The sequence below is a fragment of the Fluviicola sp. genome, from assembly GCF_039596355.1.
Taxonomy (GTDB): domain Bacteria; phylum Bacteroidota; class Bacteroidia; order Flavobacteriales_D; family Crocinitomicaceae; genus Fluviicola.
In genome coordinates this window covers 19,369-38,971 of record NZ_JBCNJW010000001.1, presented here as the reverse complement: position 1 = coordinate 38,971, position 19,603 = coordinate 19,369, and the positions used below count along the sequence as shown (strand labels likewise).

Annotated in this window: 12 protein-coding genes; 7 read left to right on the top strand and 5 right to left on the bottom strand. The window is 45.3% G+C overall.

The window, feature by feature from the left end; translation table 11 throughout:
- Positions 1-104 precede the first annotated feature (104 nt).
- From ABDV94_RS00140 to priA, 3 genes are all read left to right on the top strand, one after another.
- On the top strand, positions 105-1,172 hold the full coding sequence (locus tag ABDV94_RS00140) for a VOC family protein (RefSeq protein ID WP_343603724.1): 1,068 nt from the start codon (positions 105-107) through the stop codon (positions 1,170-1,172).
- Between the two features lie 78 nt (positions 1,173-1,250).
- Entirely contained in the window at positions 1,251-2,417 is a 1,167-nt protein-coding gene (locus ABDV94_RS00135) for a hypothetical protein (protein WP_343603723.1), read from the top strand.
- Positions 2,418-2,623: 206 nt separating this feature from the next.
- Positions 2,624-5,107 (top strand): primosomal protein N', encoded by a 2,484-nt coding sequence (priA, locus tag ABDV94_RS00130; RefSeq protein WP_343603722.1) that lies wholly within the window; start codon positions 2,624-2,626, stop codon positions 5,105-5,107.
- On the opposite strand, the gene ABDV94_RS00125 is transcribed toward priA, so the two are convergent.
- Positions 5,104-5,973, bottom strand: coding sequence for a sigma-70 family RNA polymerase sigma factor (locus tag ABDV94_RS00125; RefSeq protein WP_343603721.1), 870 nt, complete (start codon positions 5,971-5,973; stop codon positions 5,104-5,106). The genes priA and ABDV94_RS00125 overlap by 4 nt on opposite strands.
- A 181-nt stretch (positions 5,974-6,154) precedes the next feature.
- Here ABDV94_RS00125 and ABDV94_RS00120 point away from each other — a divergent pair, with 181 nt between their 5' ends.
- Both ABDV94_RS00120 and ABDV94_RS00115 read left to right on the top strand, forming a co-directional pair.
- Positions 6,155-6,625 (top strand): low molecular weight protein-tyrosine-phosphatase, encoded by a 471-nt coding sequence (locus ABDV94_RS00120; protein ID WP_343603720.1) that lies wholly within the window; start codon positions 6,155-6,157, stop codon positions 6,623-6,625.
- Positions 6,622-7,332 carry an SAM-dependent methyltransferase gene (locus tag ABDV94_RS00115; RefSeq protein WP_343603719.1) on the top strand — a complete coding sequence of 237 codons (711 nt, stop codon included), beginning with the start codon at positions 6,622-6,624 and terminating at the stop codon, positions 7,330-7,332. Before ABDV94_RS00120 ends, ABDV94_RS00115 begins: the two co-directional genes overlap by 4 nt.
- Before the next feature lie 241 nt (positions 7,333-7,573).
- Here ABDV94_RS00115 and ABDV94_RS00110 read toward each other — a convergent pair whose 3' ends face one another.
- The 3 genes from ABDV94_RS00110 to htpG all read right to left on the bottom strand — a co-directional run bounded on the left by ABDV94_RS00110 (position 7,574) and on the right by htpG (position 15,446).
- Complete coding sequence (locus tag ABDV94_RS00110) at positions 7,574-12,472, bottom strand: PKD domain-containing protein (protein ID WP_343603718.1); 4,899 nt, start codon at positions 12,470-12,472, stop codon at positions 7,574-7,576.
- A 265-nt stretch (positions 12,473-12,737) separates the two neighbouring features.
- On the bottom strand, positions 12,738-13,511 hold the full coding sequence (locus ABDV94_RS00105) for a TerB family tellurite resistance protein (RefSeq protein WP_343603717.1): 774 nt from the start codon (positions 13,509-13,511) through the stop codon (positions 12,738-12,740).
- Between the two features lie 48 nt (positions 13,512-13,559).
- Positions 13,560-15,446 carry a molecular chaperone HtpG gene (htpG, locus tag ABDV94_RS00100; protein WP_343603716.1) on the bottom strand — a complete coding sequence of 629 codons (1,887 nt, stop codon included), beginning with the start codon at positions 15,444-15,446 and terminating at the stop codon, positions 13,560-13,562.
- Between the two features lie 256 nt (positions 15,447-15,702).
- Here htpG and ABDV94_RS00095 point away from each other — a divergent pair, with 256 nt between their 5' ends.
- Positions 15,703-18,081 carry a patatin-like phospholipase family protein gene (locus ABDV94_RS00095; RefSeq protein ID WP_343603715.1) on the top strand — a complete coding sequence of 793 codons (2,379 nt, stop codon included), beginning with the start codon at positions 15,703-15,705 and terminating at the stop codon, positions 18,079-18,081.
- Here the strand turns inward: ABDV94_RS00095 and ABDV94_RS00090 are convergent.
- Positions 18,072-18,971: an FkbM family methyltransferase gene (locus ABDV94_RS00090; RefSeq protein WP_343603714.1), complete on the bottom strand. Its 900-nt coding sequence runs from the start codon at positions 18,969-18,971 to the stop codon at positions 18,072-18,074. The two genes, ABDV94_RS00095 and ABDV94_RS00090, sit on opposite strands and share 10 nt — an antisense overlap.
- A gap of 279 nt (positions 18,972-19,250) precedes the next feature.
- Between ABDV94_RS00090 and ABDV94_RS00085 the strand changes: the two genes are divergently transcribed.
- Positions 19,251-19,553: a helix-turn-helix domain-containing protein gene (locus tag ABDV94_RS00085; protein WP_343603713.1), complete on the top strand. Its 303-nt coding sequence runs from the start codon at positions 19,251-19,253 to the stop codon at positions 19,551-19,553.
- The last annotated feature ends 50 nt before the right edge of the window (positions 19,554-19,603 follow it).

Genomic DNA, 19,603 nt, shown 5'->3' with positions numbered 1-19,603 from the left:
TTTGAACTTTTGAACTATTGAACTTTCCAACTTTCGAGATTCCTAGTATCTTCGCATCCAATTCAATCTCTGACAATACATGTCAGGATGCAAAAAAGCAAAAAATGACAAAAATCATCTGTGGCATTCAGCAAATGGGGATCGGCGTTCCCGATGTACAATCAATATGGAAGTGGTATCGTGAGCACTTTGGTGTAGACGTGCGAATTTTTGAAGAAGCTGCTGAAGCCCCTCTGATGACAAGATATACCGGAGGTGTGATTCACTCCAGAACCGCAACATTGGCCCTTTCAATGGAAAGTGGCGGTGGTTTCGAAATTTGGCAGTTTACTTCCCGCCCGACAGAAAAAAGCAAAGAACCGGTAATTTTCGGTGATTTCGGTTTGTATGCCTGCCGTATCAAATCCCACGATGTAAAGGCAACCCATGCTTTCCTGACTAAAAAAGGAGCGAAGGTATTGTCTGAACCACAACAGTTACCAAACGGGAGTTTCCACTTCCTGGTAGAAGATCCGAACGGAAACCTCTTTGACATCGTGGAAGGATCGGGCTGGTTCATGGATACCAAATTCGAAGGAAGAACTGGTGGTGTGGCAGGAAGTATGATTGGAGTCAGCTCCATTGAGAAAGCATTGCCTTTATACCAAACCATCCTGGGTTACGACAAAATCGTTTACGATATCACCGACACGTTCGATGCATTCAACCAGGTTCCGAATGGAAATCACCGCGTAAGACGCGTATTGCTACAACACTCAGAAGACCGTAAAGGTCCGTTTGCTAAATTGCTCGGTCCTACTCAAATTGAGTTGATCCAGGCAGTTGATCGCACCGATTCCAAGTCCATTTTCAAGGATCGTTTCTGGGGCGATTGGGGCTTCATCCACTTGTGTTTCGACGTTCAGGGAATGGACGATTTACAAGCCGAATGCGAAAAACTCGGGTTCCCTTTCACAGTAGACTCCGGGAAAACATTCGACATGGGAGAAGCAGGCGGAAGATTCAGCTACATCGAAGATCCGGATGGAACATGGATCGAGTTTGTGGAGACACACAAAGTTCCCGTGATGAAAAAACTGGGCTGGTACATCCACCTCAAAAACAAAAAACCGGGAGCATTCCTTCCGAACTGGATGTTGAAAGCGATGCGTTTTAACCGCGTTAAAAATTGATTTAAACGTAGTTTCTATTGATTTTAATTCCGTTATCGTTTTATATTTAATTGTACCTTTGGGTCAAATTGTGTACTTATGAGATTTCTCCAATTTTCACTTTATGCGATCATTCTGGCTTCAACGGCTTTGGTCACTTCCTGTAAAGACGATATCGACTTTGCCGGAGATCATGTTGAAACGCCGGTATTATTCGGACTGCTGGATAAAAATGATTCGTTGCATTATGTGAAACTGACCCGTACATTCGGGGGGTCAAACAACTCCATAGACGTTGCTTTAATCGCAGACTCCAGCTATTTTCAAAATGCTGAGATCGTCGTGGAAGAATGGGCTTCACTTCCTCCGAACAATGTGTTTACGAAAGTGAGATCCTGGATTCTGAAAGATACGGTATTAACGAATAAAGTTGCCGGAGCATTCTACAGTCCGAATCAGAAAGTATATTATTTCCAAACTCAGGCATACAATGCACTCAATCAGCCTGCTATTGGTGATCAAAACCCATTGGTTGCTCTGAAAGACGAAGCAACGTACAAGATTATTGCTAACATTAACGGCGGACAAATCGTAGTGAACGGTGAAACAAAACTGGTGACGGGTATGTCTATCGCTTCCCCAAGCAGTAACGGAAACTATTCGTTTGTGAAAACAGTAAACGGAGTCAAAGAATACAACGGAGCATCCCTGAAATGCAACAACGGAAATGCACAGGTGATCGATGCCCGAATTCAATTCTTCTTCAACGAATACTACGGAAGTACTCCTGTAGAAAAATCCTTTACCTGGAAAGTGGGTGAATACAATGGAGATGCAGTTCAGGGAACTACCTCCAATTTCTCTGCAAACGGGGAAACATTCTACCAATTGGTCAGTCAGAATTGCACGAATGACCCAACCATTACCAAACGTCAAATGACTTCCATACGTTTGATTATGACAGGTGGTTCGGAAGATTTAAACAAGTATATCCTGGTAAACCAGCCAAGTTCATCACTGGCGCAGAACAAGCCGACCTTTACGAATCTGACGCGAACTGACGGTGGTCCGGTGATTGGGCTTTTCAGTTCCAGAATGACAACCAAGCAGGACAAAGCGGTATTCAATCCGTCGCTACCAAATCAGCGTGCCATGGATTACTTATCGACAAAAGAACTGTGTTCCGGTCCGATTACAGGATTATTGTTGTTCTGCAGCAGCAACCCGGTGGATATTAACAACAGTGAATCCTGGGCTTGCCAATAAGATAAAACAAGCAAATGATATCTTAAATCCCGTTTAATCTCTCAGATAAGCGGGATTTTTTCTTTCGTAAAAAAAACCGGGGAATCGTGGTATGTGGATAAGTGCACACTTATCCACCACCTACCCGGGTAAGTAAACAAATTGCCGGATTTACTTTAGATTCGGTAAACAGTCCTTTTTTCTTTTTAGTTCACTAACTTTGTTTCATGAGCGAACGCATTACCCTTTTCGTTGATGTCATCTTACCCATTCCGTTGAGCCAGGAATTTACTTACCGGGTTCCGTTCGAAATGAATGATTTCATACAAGAATACCTGCGGGTCATCGTTCCGTTCGGAAAAGGAAAGCTCTACACCGGGATTGTGACGAAAATCCACCAGGAAGCTCCCAAAATCTACCAGGCAAAATATGTAGAACACATCCTGGATGAAACTCCGCTGATTACCAAAAGACAATATACCTTCTGGAAATGGATGTCGGAATACTACATGGCTCCGATCGGGGATGTCATGAACGCAGCACTTCCATCCAATTTCAAACTGGCCAGCGAAACCAAAATCGTCATTCATCCCGATTTCGACAGCAACACAACTCCACTCTCCGACCGCGAATACCTCGTGGTAGAAGCTCTGGAAATCAAGGAAACGCTCGACCTGAAAGAAATTTCAGAAATCATTGGGATCAAAACAATCCAGCCGCTGATTAAAACCCTGCTGGAAAAACGGATTGTACTCACGCTCGAAGAAGTTTCCAATAAATTTACCCCCAAGACAGGTTTATTCGTCGTTTTGCAGGAAGACTATCGCTCAGATACTGTTCTCAATGAATTATTCGAGCAACTGGCTCAGAAAAAATCGACGCAAAAGCAGGAACAGGTGCTACTGAAAATCTTACAACTGGGTGGTTTCCACGAGGGTCAGGTCACTCCTCTCCTACGCAAATCACTGGAAGATCAGGGGTGTTCGCTTTCAGCCATCAATACGCTTGAAAAACAAGGCGTTTTGCGGACCGAACGACTCGAAATTTCCCGAATTCAGGGAATCGACCAAACCAAATTTGAGTTCCCGAAACTGAGTGCGGCACAAACAACTGCGTTGGAACAGATCGAAACGGCATTCCTGGAAAAAGACACCGTACTACTCCAGGGAATCACCGGATCCGGAAAAACGGAAATCTATATCGAGTTGATCCGCAAGGTTCTTGACCTGGGAAAACAAGTGTTATTCCTTGTTCCGGAGATTGCATTAACAACACAGCTCATTCAGCGTTTATCTGCCTATTTCGGGGAAAAAATCGGAGTCTACCACTCCAAATTCAATTCCAACGAACGGGTCGAAATCTGGAACAAAGTCCTGAGCAACGATCCGAACCAATTCCGTTTGGTTGTAGGTGCGCGCTCATCCGTCTTTCTGCCTTTCCGCGACCTGGGTCTGGTAATCGTGGATGAAGAGCATGAATCATCCTACAAACAACAGGAACCATCTCCTCGCTACAATGCCCGGGACATGGCCATCGTATTGGCTCATTTTTTCAAAACCAAAACACTTCTGGGTTCGGCAACACCTTCTATTGAAAGTTTCCAAAACACCCGGGATCGCAAATACGGGCATGTACTGCTGACAGAACGTTTTTCGCAGGTACAACTTCCGGAAATTCTCTGTGCAGACATGAAGGAAGAACGCCGTCAGAAAAGCCTGAACGGACACTTTTCTAAGTTCCTGCTCGATCATATTCAGGAAACACTCAAAAGCCAGGAACAGATCATCCTCTTTCAGAACAGGAGAGGTTACACGCCGATCTGGACCTGTGAAATCTGTGGATTCAGCCCGAACTGTATCAACTGTGACACGACGCTGAATTACCACAAACATTCCAATATCCTGAAATGCCACCACTGCAGCTACCAGACAAAACCGATCGGGACTTGCCCGGCGTGTGGAAGTAACCGCTTGAAAATGCTGGGATTCGGAACAGAAAAGATTGAAGATGATTTATCGCTGCTCCTTCCGGACGTGCGAATCGGGCGAATGGATTTAGATACTACCCGTAACAAAAACAGCCATTTGGAATTGATCCAGGCCTTTGAAAAACGGGAAATTGATATCCTGATCGGAACCCAAATGGTTGCGAAAGGGCTGGATTTTGACCACGTCGGTCTGGTTGGAATCCTGGATGCAGATTTAATGCTCAATAAAACGGATTTCAGAGCATTTGAGCGGGCATTTCAATTAATGACACAGGTTGCAGGGAGATCGGGACGCAGAAACAAGCGCGGAAAGGTAATCGTCCAAACCGGGAATCCGGATCACTGGGTCATTCAGAAAGTGATGGAACACGATTACGATGCCTTCGCAATCAATGAAGTAGTAGAAAGACGAAACTATCACTACCCGCCGTTCTATAAACTGATTCGTTTTACGCTCAAGCACCGCGACCGGGATCTGGTCGAAGCCGGCGCACTGCATTTCAGTAAATTACTCAAAGAGCAATTTCACGAGCGTGTTTTAGGCCCTGAATCCCCGGTTATTGCGAGGATTCAGAACTTTTATTTGAAAGAAATTGTTTTAAAAATTGAGCACGAAGCTCCTCAGAAGAAAGTAAAGGAACGCTTACACGAGCTGACGGATCAATTTTTCAGCGTTCCCCATTTCAAACCCATTCGACTGATAACAGACGTCGATCCCGCTTAACCCAGGTATGATTTAAGCATCCGGCTTCGGGATGTATGCTTTAAGCGTCGAATTGCTTTTTCTTTTATTTGTCTTACCCGTTCTCTGGTCAGATCGAATAAATCTCCGATCTCTTCCAATGTCAGGGGGTGTTTTCCGTTCAAACCGTAGTAAAGTCTGACGACATCTCCTTCTCTTCCGGATAATGAAGACAGGGAGCGTTCAATTTCCTTTCTCAGGGATTCTTTGGTCAGCTCATTTTCAGGGCTTGGCAATGAATCGTTCGGAAGCACGTCATACATGCTGGAAGAACTTTCATCTCCGTCTACCAAAGGAGCATCCATTGACAGGTGACGCGCCGTATTCGCCAGCGACTGACGTACATCATCTACAGAACATTCCAGGTATTCTGCCAGTTCATCTGCAGAAGGAGGGCGTTCATACAACTGTTCCAACTCACTGTATGCTCTGTTGATTTTGTTGATCGTACCGATCTTGTTCAACGGCAGGCGCACAATACGTGCCTGTTCCGCCAAAGCTTGTAATATCGATTGACGAATCCACCAAACTGCGTATGAAATGAATTTGAAACCGCGTGTCTCATCGAAACGTTCTGCTGCTTTAATCAAGCCCAGATTTCCCTCATTGATCAAATCCGGAAGTGACAACCCCTGGTTTTGATATTGCTTCGATACTGAAACCACAAAGCGAAGGTTTGCTTTGGTCAAACGTTCCAGGGCTTTTTTGTCCCCTTCTTTGATTCGTTTTGCCAGCTCCACTTCCTCATCCGCACTGATTAATTCAACACGACCAATTTCCTGAAGATACTTATCAAGGGAGGCTGTTTCCCGATTGGTAACCTGCTTTACAATCTTTAACTGTCTCATGGCCTTTACAATTGATTTACATGAATATAACGATTATAAGATACGGTTAGTTGTGTTCGTTGGAATCAAAAAATGTTAAATGAATAAATGGTTTGTTTAAGCTACCAAATTGTGTGAATGACTGAAAATTTCGTTTAACCCGGATAAAAAAGTAACTTTGCCCCCGATAATGAATGATTCTATGCGCATTTTAATGGTTTGTTTGGGCAATATCTGCCGTTCTCCGATGGCTGACGGCTGGCTGAGACACAAAAACAAAAAGCTCGGCCTGTCGCTTGAAATTGATTCTGCGGGAACAGCCAATTATCATGTCGGGGAAAAACCGGATCACCGCATGCGGAAACTTTCACTCGAATACGGTGTCTCTATTGATGAATTGAGAGCCCGCCAGTTTTCCGTAGATGACTTTGACCGCTACGACATCATTTTTGCAATGGATCAGAGCAATCAGAAGAACATCCTGCGCCTGGCGCGGCATGAAGCAGACAGACAAAAAGTGCGTCTGCTCCTGAACGAACTTCACCCGGGAAAAGACCTCGAAGTTCCGGATCCATATTATGGAACTGAAGCCAATTTCAGAGAAGTGATCGAGCTGCTCGATGAAGCAACGGAAGCATTCCTTATCAACAACCAATTAATAGCAAAACAATGAGTGCAGGAAAATTATACCTGATTCCGAATACCCTGGGAGGGGAAACAACCGAAGATATCATTCCGCAGGGAGTGGCACAAATTGCAGCTCAACTGAGAGTATTTGCCGTAGAAGACATCAAGTCTGCACGACGGTTGCTGCGTAAAATTGACCGCACCTTCCCGATCGATGATTCGGAATTCTTTGTTTTGAATAAAGCAACTGCCCCTTCCGATGTGTATCACCTCATCAAAGCGCTGAAATCCGGAAAAGATATCGGGATTATCAGCGAAGCAGGTTGTGCAGGAATTGCAGATCCGGGGGCTGTACTGGTTTCCCTGGCTCATGAAAATGAAATCCAGGTCTGCCCTACCGTTGGCCCGAGTTCCATCCTGTTAACCCTGATCGGAAGTGGATTCAACGGTCAGAACTTTGCTTTTCACGGCTATTTACCAAAAGATCAGAAAGAACGTATCCGCAGGCTGAAAGACCTCGAACAGCGCGTTAAGAGATCCGGCGAAACGCAATTGTTTATGGACACTCCGTTCAGAACAATGCACGTTTTCGAAGATTTGCTGAATGAACTGGCAGATGACACCTTATTATGTGTTGCATCCAACCTGACACTTCATAATGAACGCATTCAGACCCGTACCATTGCCGATTGGAGAGAAAACGCATATGACATCAGCAAACAGCCTGTGATGTTCGCTGTCGGAAAACTCTAATCATCGTATTTGTTCCGTTTGGGCAGATATACTCAAAAAGGTCTTATACGGGTATTCAGGAAATATGGACTTGTTGATGATTCCACATAAGTTCAAAAAGTGAAAAGTTCAAAAGTTTCAAGGACATGCAATTGAACTTTTGAACCCTTGAAACTTTTTCAATCCCCAGACTTTCATTCCAGCTCTGTGTAAATAAAATGCACCACAGCTATATTCTCGCCACCGCTTTCCACAAAACGGCTTACCTTATCACCGTAAGGCTTCCCTGTGCAGCATACTTCTTATCGTTATCGGAAGCTCTGAATTTAACCGTCCAGGTATAGGTCCCTTCCGGAACAATCACGCCGTTGTAGGTTCCGTCCCAGGAAGCTTTCGGATCATGGCTTTCCCAGATCAATTCTCCCCAGCGGTTAAAGATGTTCATCGTGAAGCTATATGCATCAAACCCGGAGGTAAACACCGGCTGGAAGGTATTGTTATGCTCATCACCGTTCGGAGTAAAACAATTCGGAACATAATACACCAGTTCGTCCAAAATACGCACAATCACGCTGCTCGTATCCGAACAACCGAATGAATTCGTGGCAATCAGCTTCACCAGGTAATTCCCTACTACCGGGTCATATGCATGCACCGGTGAGAAAGCAGCAGAGGTTCCTCCGTCACCAAACATCCAAATATAAGAAGTCGCATTGGTCGAATGATTGATAAACTGAATTTCCGGACTGGTCACCGTAGCATCTTGCGGAGATGCAGTAAATGCAGCCGTTGCCTGTGGATTTACGCATACCAAACCTGTTTTTGTTCTGGATGTTGAACAGCCATTATTATCTGTCACTGTAAGCGAAATATCATAACAACCTTGCGAGAGGAAATTCGCAGTTCCGTTTTGTGCACCGGATGTTTGCCCATTACCAAAATTCCACGAAGCACTTACTCCGGGAGTGATATTGGTAAAAGTGACACTTAATGGCGGACATCCCTGCGCCACGCTCGGTAAAAAATCAACAACCGGGGCAGCATTTACCACAATCGTTGTGGTAGAAGGCCCGGCACACGAGCCCGGAATATCATACGTAATCACATGTGATCCTACTCCCGCTACAGCAGGATCGAATAATCCGGTAGTGGTATTCGTAATCCCCGTTCCCGACCAGTTTCCACCCGGTGTAACAGGCGTCAGCAAAACCGCCGTTCCGTTTACACAGTATGGGCCGGATGCATTGATCGCTGTAGAATTACCCGGATTTACAGTCACAGTAGTGGTTGCTGAAGACGAACAGGAATTCACAGTCAGTGTGACAGTATAGGTTCCAAAGTCAGCAGACGTTACCGAAGCGATACTTGGATTTTGAAGCGTCGAACTGAAACTATTAGGCCCCGTCCAGCTATAGTTTCCTCCTCCGGTTCCGGTAGCCGTTAAATTCAGTGCATCTCCCACGCACAAAGGTCCGTTATTCGATGCAGAAACAGTTGGAAGCGGATTGACCGTAACCGTTGTTCCTGCAGAAGTAGCAGAACAACCGGAGCCGTTGGTAACCGTTACCGTATAGGAACCTGCTGTTGTAAGTGTAATCGATTGCGTGGTTGCTCCTGTTGACCACAGGTTTCCACTGGCAGAAGAGGACGTTAAAGTCACATTTCCTCCTGCACAAAATGTCGTTGGGCCACCGGCTGTAATAGTCGGCGCAGTTGGAAGTGGATTCACGGTGACAGTCGTTGCGGCAGATGTTGCTGAACAACCTGATCCATTAGTTACTGTTACAGTATAAGATCCACTTGCTAAAACCGTAATCGATTGCGTCGTTGCTCCGGTCGACCAGGTATTCCCGGTTGCAGAAGACGAAGTAAGCGTTACCGAACCTCCCGCGCAGAAAGTAGTCGGACTGGAAGCAGTAATCGTCGGTGTAGCCGGAAGTGGATTCACAGTCACGGTTGTTGCCGCAGAAGTGGATGTACAACCTCCTGTTCCTACTACCGTTACGGTATAAGAACCACTGGCAGAAACCGTAATAGATGCTGTAGTTGCTCCCGTAGACCAGGTATTTCCTGCTGTCGAAGATGAAGTCAAAACCACATTTCCCCCGGCACAAAATGTCGTTGGGCCACCGGCTGTAATTGTCGGTGCAGTCGGAGTGGTATTTACCGTTACTGTAGTCGCTGCAGAAGTTGCCGAACAACCGTTTCCGTTCGTAACGGTTACTGTATAAGACCCACTGGTAGAAACCGTAATGGACTGCGTAGTTGCTCCCGTTGACCAGGCATTTCCCGTTGTGGAAGACGAAGTCAGAATAACGGAACCTCCGGAACAAAAGGTAGTCGGGCCGCCGGCTGTAATCGTTGGTGTGGCCGGAAGTGGATTCACCGTAACCGCAGTCGCTGCTGAAGTTGCAGAACAATTGTTTCCGTTCGTCACCGTTACCGAGTATGATCCGCTGGCTGAAACAGTAATCGACTGTGTCGTCGCTCCGGTTGACCAGGTATTTCCAGTCGTAGAAGACGAAGTTAAAACCACATTATTTCCGGCACAGAAAGTCGTTGGACCTCCTGCTGTAATGGTCGGCGTCGTCGGAAGCGGGTTCACCGTAACGGTCGTTGCGGCAGATGTTGAAGAACACCCGTTTCCATCTGTAAACGTAACGGTATAGGATCCACTTGCCGAAACCGTGATCGCTTGTGTGGTTGCTCCGGTCGACCAAACATTTCCGGTTGCAGCAGATGAAGTCAATGTAACGGAACCTCCACTACAAAATGTTGTCGATCCGCCAGCTGTAATGGTTGGCGCAGCCGGAAGCGGATTCACCGTTACTGTCGTAGCAGCAGATGCTGAAGAACAGCCGTTTCCATCCGTAACCGTAACACTGTATGATCCACCGGTTGAAACGGTGATGGATTGGGTGGTTGCTCCGGTAGACCAAACGTTTCCGGTTGCTGAAGATGACGTCAAAGTAACAGCACCTCCGCTGCAAAATGTCGTCGGGCCACCCGCTGTAATCGTTGGCGTTGCAGGAAGCGGGTTCACAATTACCGTAGTTGACGCTGCTGCAGAAGTACACCCATTGGCAGTAACTGTCACGGAATACGTTCCACTCGCTGAAACCGTAATAGATTGGGTTGTCGCTCCGGTCGACCAGGTATTCCCGGTTGCCGAAGACGAAGTCAATGTTACAGAACCTCCTGCACAAAATGTCGTTGGGCCACCCGCTGTAATCGTCGGTGTAGCAGGAATCGGGTTCACTGTCACCACCGTAGCTGCAGAAGTGGCAGAACAACTACCCGATACAGCTGTTACGGTATACGAACCACTTGCTGTTACGGTAATCGATTGCGTCGTTGCTCCTGTTGACCAGGTGTTCCCACTCGCGGATGAAGACGTTAAAACCACATTACTTCCTGCACAAAATGTCGTTGGACCACCCGCCGTAATCGTTGGTGGAGTTCCCGGAGTAACCGTTACAGTTCGGTTACTGGTAACCTGGTTTCCACAGATATCGGTTACGATGGAATAAAGCGTCACAGTTCCGGAAGTCGGAAATGAAATACTGGCACTTGTTCCAGTTCCCACACTCGGCGTTCCGGTCGGACTGAAACTCCAGTTATAAGTATATCCCGGTGCTCCGTATACGGCAGAAGTCGACGCCGTGAGCGTTCCTCCCTGACAAACCGTTGTTCCGGAAAGCGTAATCGGTGTAGTCTGGTTCGTATATTCCAGCGTTCTTCCCGTCACGTTCATGATCCACGGAGCCCCCGCCCCAATACAGGTATTGGAACACGTTGTACCGGTTGTTCCCCAGCAGGAACGATAGAATTTCAAGGTAAATGTCACGTTTTGAACAGCACAACTCGGACTCGGCATACACGAAGCCAGATCCGAATAAACCGATTGGTTTGTTGCCGAGCAGTTTCCGGTTCCGATTCCATTGCAGAACCAGTAATATCCTGTTGCTGACGGACTCACGCAAGAACCTGTTGCGATGCGCATTGCTCCATCCTGGAGCCAGCAACTTCCGGTAGCAGTATATGTAAATGAGAATGTTGCATCTGTAAATGTAGCTCCTGCCGGACAAGGAACAGACAAGTTATAATCGCAGGAATTGGTGAAGTTACAACTTGCATTGTATCTGGAACCGGTAATCGACGCCTGAGCCAGGGTGGCTGTTCCCGTTACAAGCGGGTCTACAACCAATTGGTAGGAACCAATATTTTGACTGATCCATGCATACTCCACTATCAGATCGATTTTATTCGCCTGGATTGCATAAACTGCCGAATGCGCCAGGCTTTTCGGTCCATTTTTTGCATACAGTCTTCCTTCGTCCATCAATGCCAATTCTGTCGACCCGGAAAGTAGTTTCAAACTTCCCACTCCCTGTGTTTGGCTTCCATTCTCAAATGCCGCATGAAGCCCGCTGAGTCCTTCCAGCTCTTCGCGAAACAACAAGCGGTCAAATATCCCGAATGCATTGGTTTTAATCACAAAACTTGTTTTAATGGCTCCGCGCAAAACGATCATTTCGGCATCAATTCCCGGGAAAATGTTGTGGATCAAAGTTCCGTCTGCTCCTACGGTATAATCAGACCAGTCTGCTGACAGAACCTGGGATTCCGCACCGTTTTGAACCACGATCAGTTTCCAGTTGTTGAATTGCAACGTTCCATTCAAGGTCTTCAGTTCTGTTCGTTTCACGGCAAAATCGATCGCCGGCTGATCCAGCAAATAACCGGATTCATAGCGCGTTCCCGAAACCGGATGCAGTTCGTGTTTGATGGAAAGCCATTGTCCGTTTACCTGTTGGTGTAAATCTCCGAGTGCTTTCTGGGTGTAAAATTCACTGGTGTTGGAAAGATTGATAAAATAACGCTCATCGATGGTTCGTTTATCCAATACTTCGATGCAATTGGTGCATGGAGCATTATCAGGAAGCATTCCGAATTCAGGGTGATTGTAATTCTCCGGACGATTGTATTTTTTCCATTCGTCCACGTGATTTATTTCAGAAACGGGAAAGGTAGTCAGATTCTTTTCTTTTGCAACCATACCGGCCCGGGCTTGTTTCTCCTGGCCAAATAGAGGGGTAATACCCATTACAAAAAATAAGAGTAAGAAAACACGGTTTCCGGAGTAGTTTGTTGTTAGCATGAACCTAAAATTATTTAACGCTATATACAAATAGACGTAAATAATCTCACATGGTGGCGCAGGTTTTTATTTTTTTTAATACTGAATTAATATATCCATAAGTTCAACAAAACTACAACGTTATAGCTGGAACTTTTTGATGTCGTCAGGAGAATTCTGGTCATTGAGGTTTTCGTTCTTTCAAATGAATTGGATGCGTTCAAAAGTTTAAAAGGTTCCATTTGAACTTTTCCACTCTTTATACGATTTACATACACTGCTTTTGTTAAAGTCCTCTCGCCTTTTTGACGTTATCATATGCTTCCTGGATGCGCTGGAATTTTTCCTTTGCTCCTTTTTGGTATTCTTCTCCCAAAGAAGCCACTTTATCAGGATGGTAACGCACAGCCATCTGGCGATAAGCTTTTTTCACCTCTTCATCTGAAGCGGATTCATCGATTCCCAGGATTTCGTAATCGGCATTGAGGTTTTGTTTGAACATTCCCTGAACGGAACGGAAATCCATCGGCGGAACCTGGAGTAAATTTGCCAGTTGCTGCAAAGTCCTGATTTCCTGATCCGAAACCTGTCCGTCGGACTGTGCAATACCGAACAGATAATGCAACAACTGAATGCGGATTTCAACCTGTGCACGCATGCGGATATCCGCACAAATCTGATCGATCGGAATGGATGGCGCATCCAAAAAGTGTTTCAACGTTTGTAAATGCGATGTATTGAACTGATTTCCGAATTGTTGTGCCAGGAAAGCCTTCACAAAATTCAACTCAGATTTCACGACTTTTCCGTCGCTTTTCATCATGTAGGCAGAAAGTGCCAGTAATTGAGTCGGGAAATCGTAGCGCTGAGTCTGCTGGGTGTAATAATCGAAAATGTCCTGGAACGACTGACGGGAACCTCCCCCGTTTTCAGCCCCCGGATTTCTTCTCGCCCGGGCTGCCTGGTCGATAATCCCTCCTACTACCAATGCAATTACTGTCGGTAAAATCTTCCCACCGGAAATCGCAAATGCAACTACTGCCAAAATGATACTGTACACGCCTAAAAAAATAAAGTTCCGTCCGCCGGGCGAACGGAACTGCGATGATTAAATAAATGAGATGCTTCTCTCAATAAACTGGTTCAATTCTTCTCCCTTCAACATTCCCTGGGCAAGCAGTGCCAGGTCTGTGAGCTGTTTCACCTTACCGGATTTCTCCGTTTCCCCGAGGTTTAACAAGGATTCTACTTTTTGGTGGTTCGCGTTCACAACCAGGTTATACGTTTCCGGGAAAGCTCCAAAGAAACCGCCGCCCCCGTATTTCTGCTGTTCCATCATTCGACGGATAAACTCCGGCTGTGTAACGATGATTGGAGCATCCGTTTCGCTCATAGACTTGAATTCCACTTTGAATTTTTGGTTGTCTACTGCCGATTCGAACAATGGTTTCAAAGCTGTTTGCTGTTCTTCTGTCAGTTTGGAAGGAAGTTCTCCTTCTTTCTGAATCAGTTGATCCAAGGCATCGGCATCTACACGTGCAAAGGAAAGATTTTCAAAAGTTTGTTCGATTTTCGAAATCCAGTGCGATGCAAGCGGTCCGTCGATCAACGCAACCTGGTAACCGCGGTCTTTTGCCTGCTTCACGAAAGAGAAATGTTCTTCTTTGCTGTGCGTGTAAAGCGCTACCACCTTGTCATTCTTATCTGTTTGAAGCGGAGCAATCTGCTCTTTCATTTCTTCAATGGTATAATACTTCCCGTCTGTATTTTTGATCAGGGCGAAGTTTTTCGCTTTCTCTGCAAATTTGTCATCCGAAAGCATTCCGTATTCCACGAAGATTTTCAGGTCATCCCATTTCGCTTCAAAATCCGCACGGTCTTTTTTGAACATTTCAGCCAGTTTATCCGCTACTTTTTTAGTAATGTGAGCCGAAATTTTCTTCACATTTCCGTCGCTTTGCAGATACGATCTGGAAACGTTCAGTGGAATGTCCGGAGAATCAATCACCCCGTGAAGCAAGGTCAGGAATTCAGGAACGATTTCCGCAACGGAATCCGTAATGAACACCTGGTTTGAATACAAGTTGATTTTATTGCGTTGTACTTCTACGTTTTCCTTGATTTTCGGGAAGTACAGAATTCCTGTCAGGTTGAACGGGTAATCTACATTCAAGTGGATGTGGAACAAGGGATCTTCGAACGACATCGGGTATAACTCGCGGTAGAATGACGCATAATCTTCGTCTTTCAAATCAACCGGAGCAACTGTCCATGCCGGTTTCGGGTTGTTCACCTGGTTCGGCACATCGATGGAAACGCGTTTTACTTTTCCGTCTTCGTCCGTTTCGCCTTCCGGTGAATCAACGTATTCTACTTTTGTTCCGAAAAATACCGGGATCGGAAGGAATTTACAGTATTTATCCAGGATTCCCTGAATGCGCGGTTTCTCTAAAAACTCCAGTGATTCGTCGTTGATGAACAAAACGATATCCGTTCCGCGTGTTTCTTTGTCAATTTCTGTCAGGGTAAACTCCGGAGAACCGTTGCTTTCCCACTGAACAGCTTGTGATCCTTCGTGGCGTGATAAGGTTCTGATCTGTACTTTCTCAGCAACCATGAACGCGGAATAGAATCCCAATCCAAAATGCCCGATGATATTTTCCGCACCGTCTTTTCCTTCATACTGCTTCACGAACTCTTCTGCTCCGGAAAAGGCAATCTGGTTGATGTATTTATCAATTTCCTCAGCAGTCATCCCGATTCCATTGTCACGGATGGTCAGTGTTTTAGCCTCTTTATCCAACAGTACTTCTACTTTCAAATCGCCCAGTTCGCCTTTGTATTCTCCTGTTGAGGAAAGTACTTTCAGCTTCTGACTGGCATCTACGGCATTTGAAACCAATTCCCGCAAGAAAATCTCGTGATCGGAATACAAGAATTTTTTGATGATCGGAAAGATATTTTCCGTTGATACATGAATTTGTCCTGTTTTCATACTTATTTGAAATTTGCTTCACTCCGGCAAGCTTTGTGCCAAGCACTTTTTTGTGACAAAATGACAGCCGTTTGAACCATGCCTTGCGAAAGAGTAGTCAAAAAAGGAGAAAAAGTTGAAACGATTCAAGGTGTTTAATTTCAATGTTGAACTTTTGAATCAAAAAACGTCCGAATCACGCATATTCAGGAACAAAACGTATATTTACTCTACCCGCAGGCAGATTTTATTTTTAGTATAACCAATAATTCCAACCGTGAAAACGCTCGTCATCGCTTTCCTTCTATGCTGTTCATTTTTCACTTATGGACAAAAAGAAACCAATTTCAAACCCGGTGACAAAATTGGATTGTGTTTGAGCGGAGGCGGCGCAAAAGGACTGGCTCACATCGGGATTCTAAAGCTGATCGATTCGCTTGGAATCAAAATCGACTACATTACCGGAACCAGTATGGGAAGCGTGATCGGCGGATTGTATGCTGCAGGCTACACCGGAAAACAAATCGACAGCCTGGCGCGCACTGCTGACTGGGAGCTGATTCTCAATCAATACGTTCCGGCAGACAATATTAACATGGATGAAAAGGACGAGTATTCCAAATACATTGCAGAAATCCCTTTTTCCAACGGAAAGTTCAATTTTACCGGTGTAATCGATGGACAAAGTTTGCAGGAATTGTTTACACGTCTCACCCGGCATGTCAATCACATTACGGATTTCAACAAACTCCCGATTCCATACAAGTGTATGGCGGTGGATATTCTCACAATGAAACCAATTGAACTGGATTCCGGGAACCTGGCACTTGCTATGCGTTCAAGTATGGCCATTCCGACGGTTTTCAGGCCAATCAAATGGAACGACTATTTACTGGTCGACGGCGGAATCATGGTGAACTTCCCCGTTAAACAACTCAAGGCAATGGGGGCAGATTTCATCATCGGGAGTTATACCGGCGGGCGTTTGATGGAAGAAGACGAATTAAACACGATCAACAAATTACTGATCCAATCGAGTAGTTTTTACGGCATTAAAGAGGCTAAAGACGACATCGAAGCTTGTAATATCTTTAACAACCTCACCAAAAACATGTTGGAATACGGTGCCGGGGATTTCAAATATGCCCAGCGGATTATCGATAAAGGAGTTGACGTCGCCAAACTGGTACGACCTCAGCTGACCAAACTGGCCGGTCAGTTCCATGCGTATTACGGCAAGTACCGAAAACCGGATCTGATTGATACGAATCCGAAGTTCATTGTCAAATCGATTTTCATCGAAGGTGTTTCCTCCTATGAAACCGAAGAATTCATCCTCAAGCGTTTACGGCTCAAACCCGGCGATACCACGACGTTTGAAGAGATCGACAAGTCGGTGATCGATGCGTATTCCAACCGCTATTTTTCCAAGGTATATTACACGGTTCTGCAAGATTCCACCAATCATGCGGATGTGAAACTACAGGTGATCGAAGATTTCAAGATCGCGTTCAAAGGTTCTATTCACTACGACAATGAATACGGAGCCGGGATCTTTCTGAATTTTACCGCGCGAAATTTACTCGGGAAAAACTCGCGTGTAGTTGTGTCTATCGACCTGGCGGAATCGCTTAAGTTCCGGGCGAACTACCGGAAATACATCCGCGCATCGCGCTTCAGTACCTTTACTTCGTTCTACAACGAAAGCATCAAGCAGAATTATTTCACCTCCAACGGCGGGCTGCAGGACACGTACCGGAACAAATACAACATGCTCTCCACCGCTTTGTCTTACAACATCAATGTGCAGTCTTCCGCCTACCTGGGTGTAATGTACGAGGTTTCCTCACTCAAGCCGATGTTTGAAGATTTATCACTCAACCAGCTGAAGATTAAAAAGGTCGTTGGAAATGTATTCAGCATTTTCATGAACTACCAGCGAAATAACCTGAACAACCTCTTTTACCCGGTCAAAGGAAGCAATCTTTTCTTCGAGAACCGCTTTGCTTTGTTCACCTACGAAGATCTGAGCGGAGAAACTTCTTTTGAAGACTCTACCAGCTCGAGCGGTATTTCAACACTGACCATTCGCGGGAAATACAAGTTTAATCCGAGTTACCGGGTTGCGCTGACTTATGACAAGTATTTCAAGTTACACCGGAAGATCAGCATTCCAATCTCTTTCAAAACCGGTTTCGTATTCAACAACCTGTATCATATTATCAGTACGGAGAAATACCCGGTTCTGGAAAGTAGCACGTCCTTTGCGGAATATTTCAGTGTGGGAGGCATCAATACCACTTCCCGCAACGGAGCAGTTGATTTGTGGGGCTACCGGAACGGAGAAATCAGTACGAAGGCTTTTTATTCTGTGCGGATCGGGATTCAGTGGGAATGTGTCCGCAAATTGTTTGTGACGCCTTACCTGAATATGCTATACAGCGGAGACGAGGTAGTTGATTTCGGGAACAACATCAAACATGCTTTTGACTTTTCGAAGAAGGATCCGAATGCAACACCGGGCTATACCAATTCGATCGGTTATGGGATTAACATCCGCTTCAAAACGATCCTCGGACCAATCAACCTCAATGTCTCCAAGGTAAGCAGCTTCAGCAAGCCTACGGCTTTTTTGTCAATCGGGTATTATTTCTGATCCGCCTCTTTCTGCGGAATACAGATCATATTGTCGTGATGTGGAAGGTCTGCAGGTGTTTTGATCTCAATCAATTTCCCGCGACGCTCTTTGCTCCCTTTTTGCTTGTAAAAACGGTATTCACCGATTGTCTGAACAAGCGCCATCACTTCTGCCGGACTCGGCCCGGTTTCTTTTTCACGCTTTTCAGAAACTTCAATGATAAAAACCGGCTGTTGTTTGCGAAACCAGTTCATTCCCCCGCGAATCACTTGTGGTTCGAAGCCCTCCACGTCGATTTTCACCAGGCGAATTGGTGTGTTTTCATCAAACAGATCGTCGAGGCGTTCTACTTTCACTTCAATTCCTTTTTCTTCGGTTCCCTGGGAAATCAGCGATGCTCCTCCGCGGTTTACTTCCCAGTTTTCGAATAAAACGGCTGTTCCGGAAGTATCTGAAAGTGCTACGGGAATCACTTCGACGTTTTTACGGTCATTCAAATCGATATTTGCCTGCAGAATCGGTACCGTATTCGGGTTTGCTTCCACGGCATACACCACTCCCTTTTCTCCGACATATTCCGAAGCGATCACAGACATCAACCCGATATTGGCACCAATGTCGAGGAAAGCGCTTCCTTTACTGAGGTGTTTTCGCAGCAGCTGGATCGTTCCTTTTTCATAGGTTCCCGTCTCAAAAAGCGACAATTCGACTCCCTGATCTATAGAGGGGTCGATGAGCATTTTTACTCCATGAATGGTTTTCAACACATGTTTTCCCACCGATTCCGGAGCGGGAAGCAGCATTTTTGGTAAACTCACCGACAACCTGCGAATTCCTTTGATATCCCAATCGCGGAGTGCGGAAATGAGTTTGTGTCTGAAGGCATATGATCGTTCGGGAATGCTCATGCACGAATGTAAGGAGATTTTGGAAAGAGAATACCCGGAATTTACATCAGTCAAATTCCTTTTTTTACAAATTGGCAATTCGCAATATTACGAATTGGCAAAATCACACGAAGTCAAAATAAACACAACAATCTCATTACCAAATAAGTAACTAGACATTTGAATTTCGCCATATTACGAATTGACGAATTTGAAGCTTCATAAAAAAGTGCTCAAACTAGTTGAAAGAAATGATCTTTTTTATTAAATTAAAGAAGAAACATCAAATTTCAATCCATTATGGGTGCTTCTAAAAAACAGCAATTTTCAGAAAGTCAACTGGATTCTGCAAGAATCGGAAAAGCCATCGCCTCTGCCGCGCGAATTGCAATTCTACAACATGTTTACAGGCATACAGCAACAACCAATAAAGAACTGCTTCCTATTCTTTCATTATCGGAAGCAACGGTACATCAACATCTGCAGGTATTAGTAAAAACAGGCTTTCTGGAAGGTGATTTTTTCGGTAATACACATGCCTACTACTTTAAGCCAGGAGTTGAACCGGATTTAAATAAGATCGAATGGCTTTTGGTTCAATAAAAAAGGCACCTGTCAACCGACAAATGCCTTTTTTCAGTACAATATGATCA

Coding starts and splice junctions, on each gene's coding strand:
- ABDV94_RS00140 (WP_343603724.1), top strand. CDS start 105: ATGACAAAAATCATCTGTGGCATTCAGCAAATGGGGATCGGCGTTCCC.
- ABDV94_RS00135 (WP_343603723.1), top strand. CDS start 1,251: ATGAGATTTCTCCAATTTTCACTTTATGCGATCATTCTGGCTTCAACG.
- priA (WP_343603722.1), top strand. CDS start 2,624: ATGAGCGAACGCATTACCCTTTTCGTTGATGTCATCTTACCCATTCCG.
- ABDV94_RS00125 (WP_343603721.1), bottom strand. CDS start 5,973: ATGAGACAGTTAAAGATTGTAAAGCAGGTTACCAATCGGGAAACAGCC.
- ABDV94_RS00120 (WP_343603720.1), top strand. CDS start 6,155: ATGCGCATTTTAATGGTTTGTTTGGGCAATATCTGCCGTTCTCCGATG.
- ABDV94_RS00115 (WP_343603719.1), top strand. CDS start 6,622: ATGAGTGCAGGAAAATTATACCTGATTCCGAATACCCTGGGAGGGGAA.
- ABDV94_RS00110 (WP_343603718.1), bottom strand. CDS start 12,472: ATGCTAACAACAAACTACTCCGGAAACCGTGTTTTCTTACTCTTATTT.
- htpG (WP_343603716.1), bottom strand. CDS start 15,446: ATGAAAACAGGACAAATTCATGTATCAACGGAAAATATCTTTCCGATC.
- ABDV94_RS00090 (WP_343603714.1), bottom strand. CDS start 18,971: ATGAGCATTCCCGAACGATCATATGCCTTCAGACACAAACTCATTTCC.
- ABDV94_RS00085 (WP_343603713.1), top strand. CDS start 19,251: ATGGGTGCTTCTAAAAAACAGCAATTTTCAGAAAGTCAACTGGATTCT.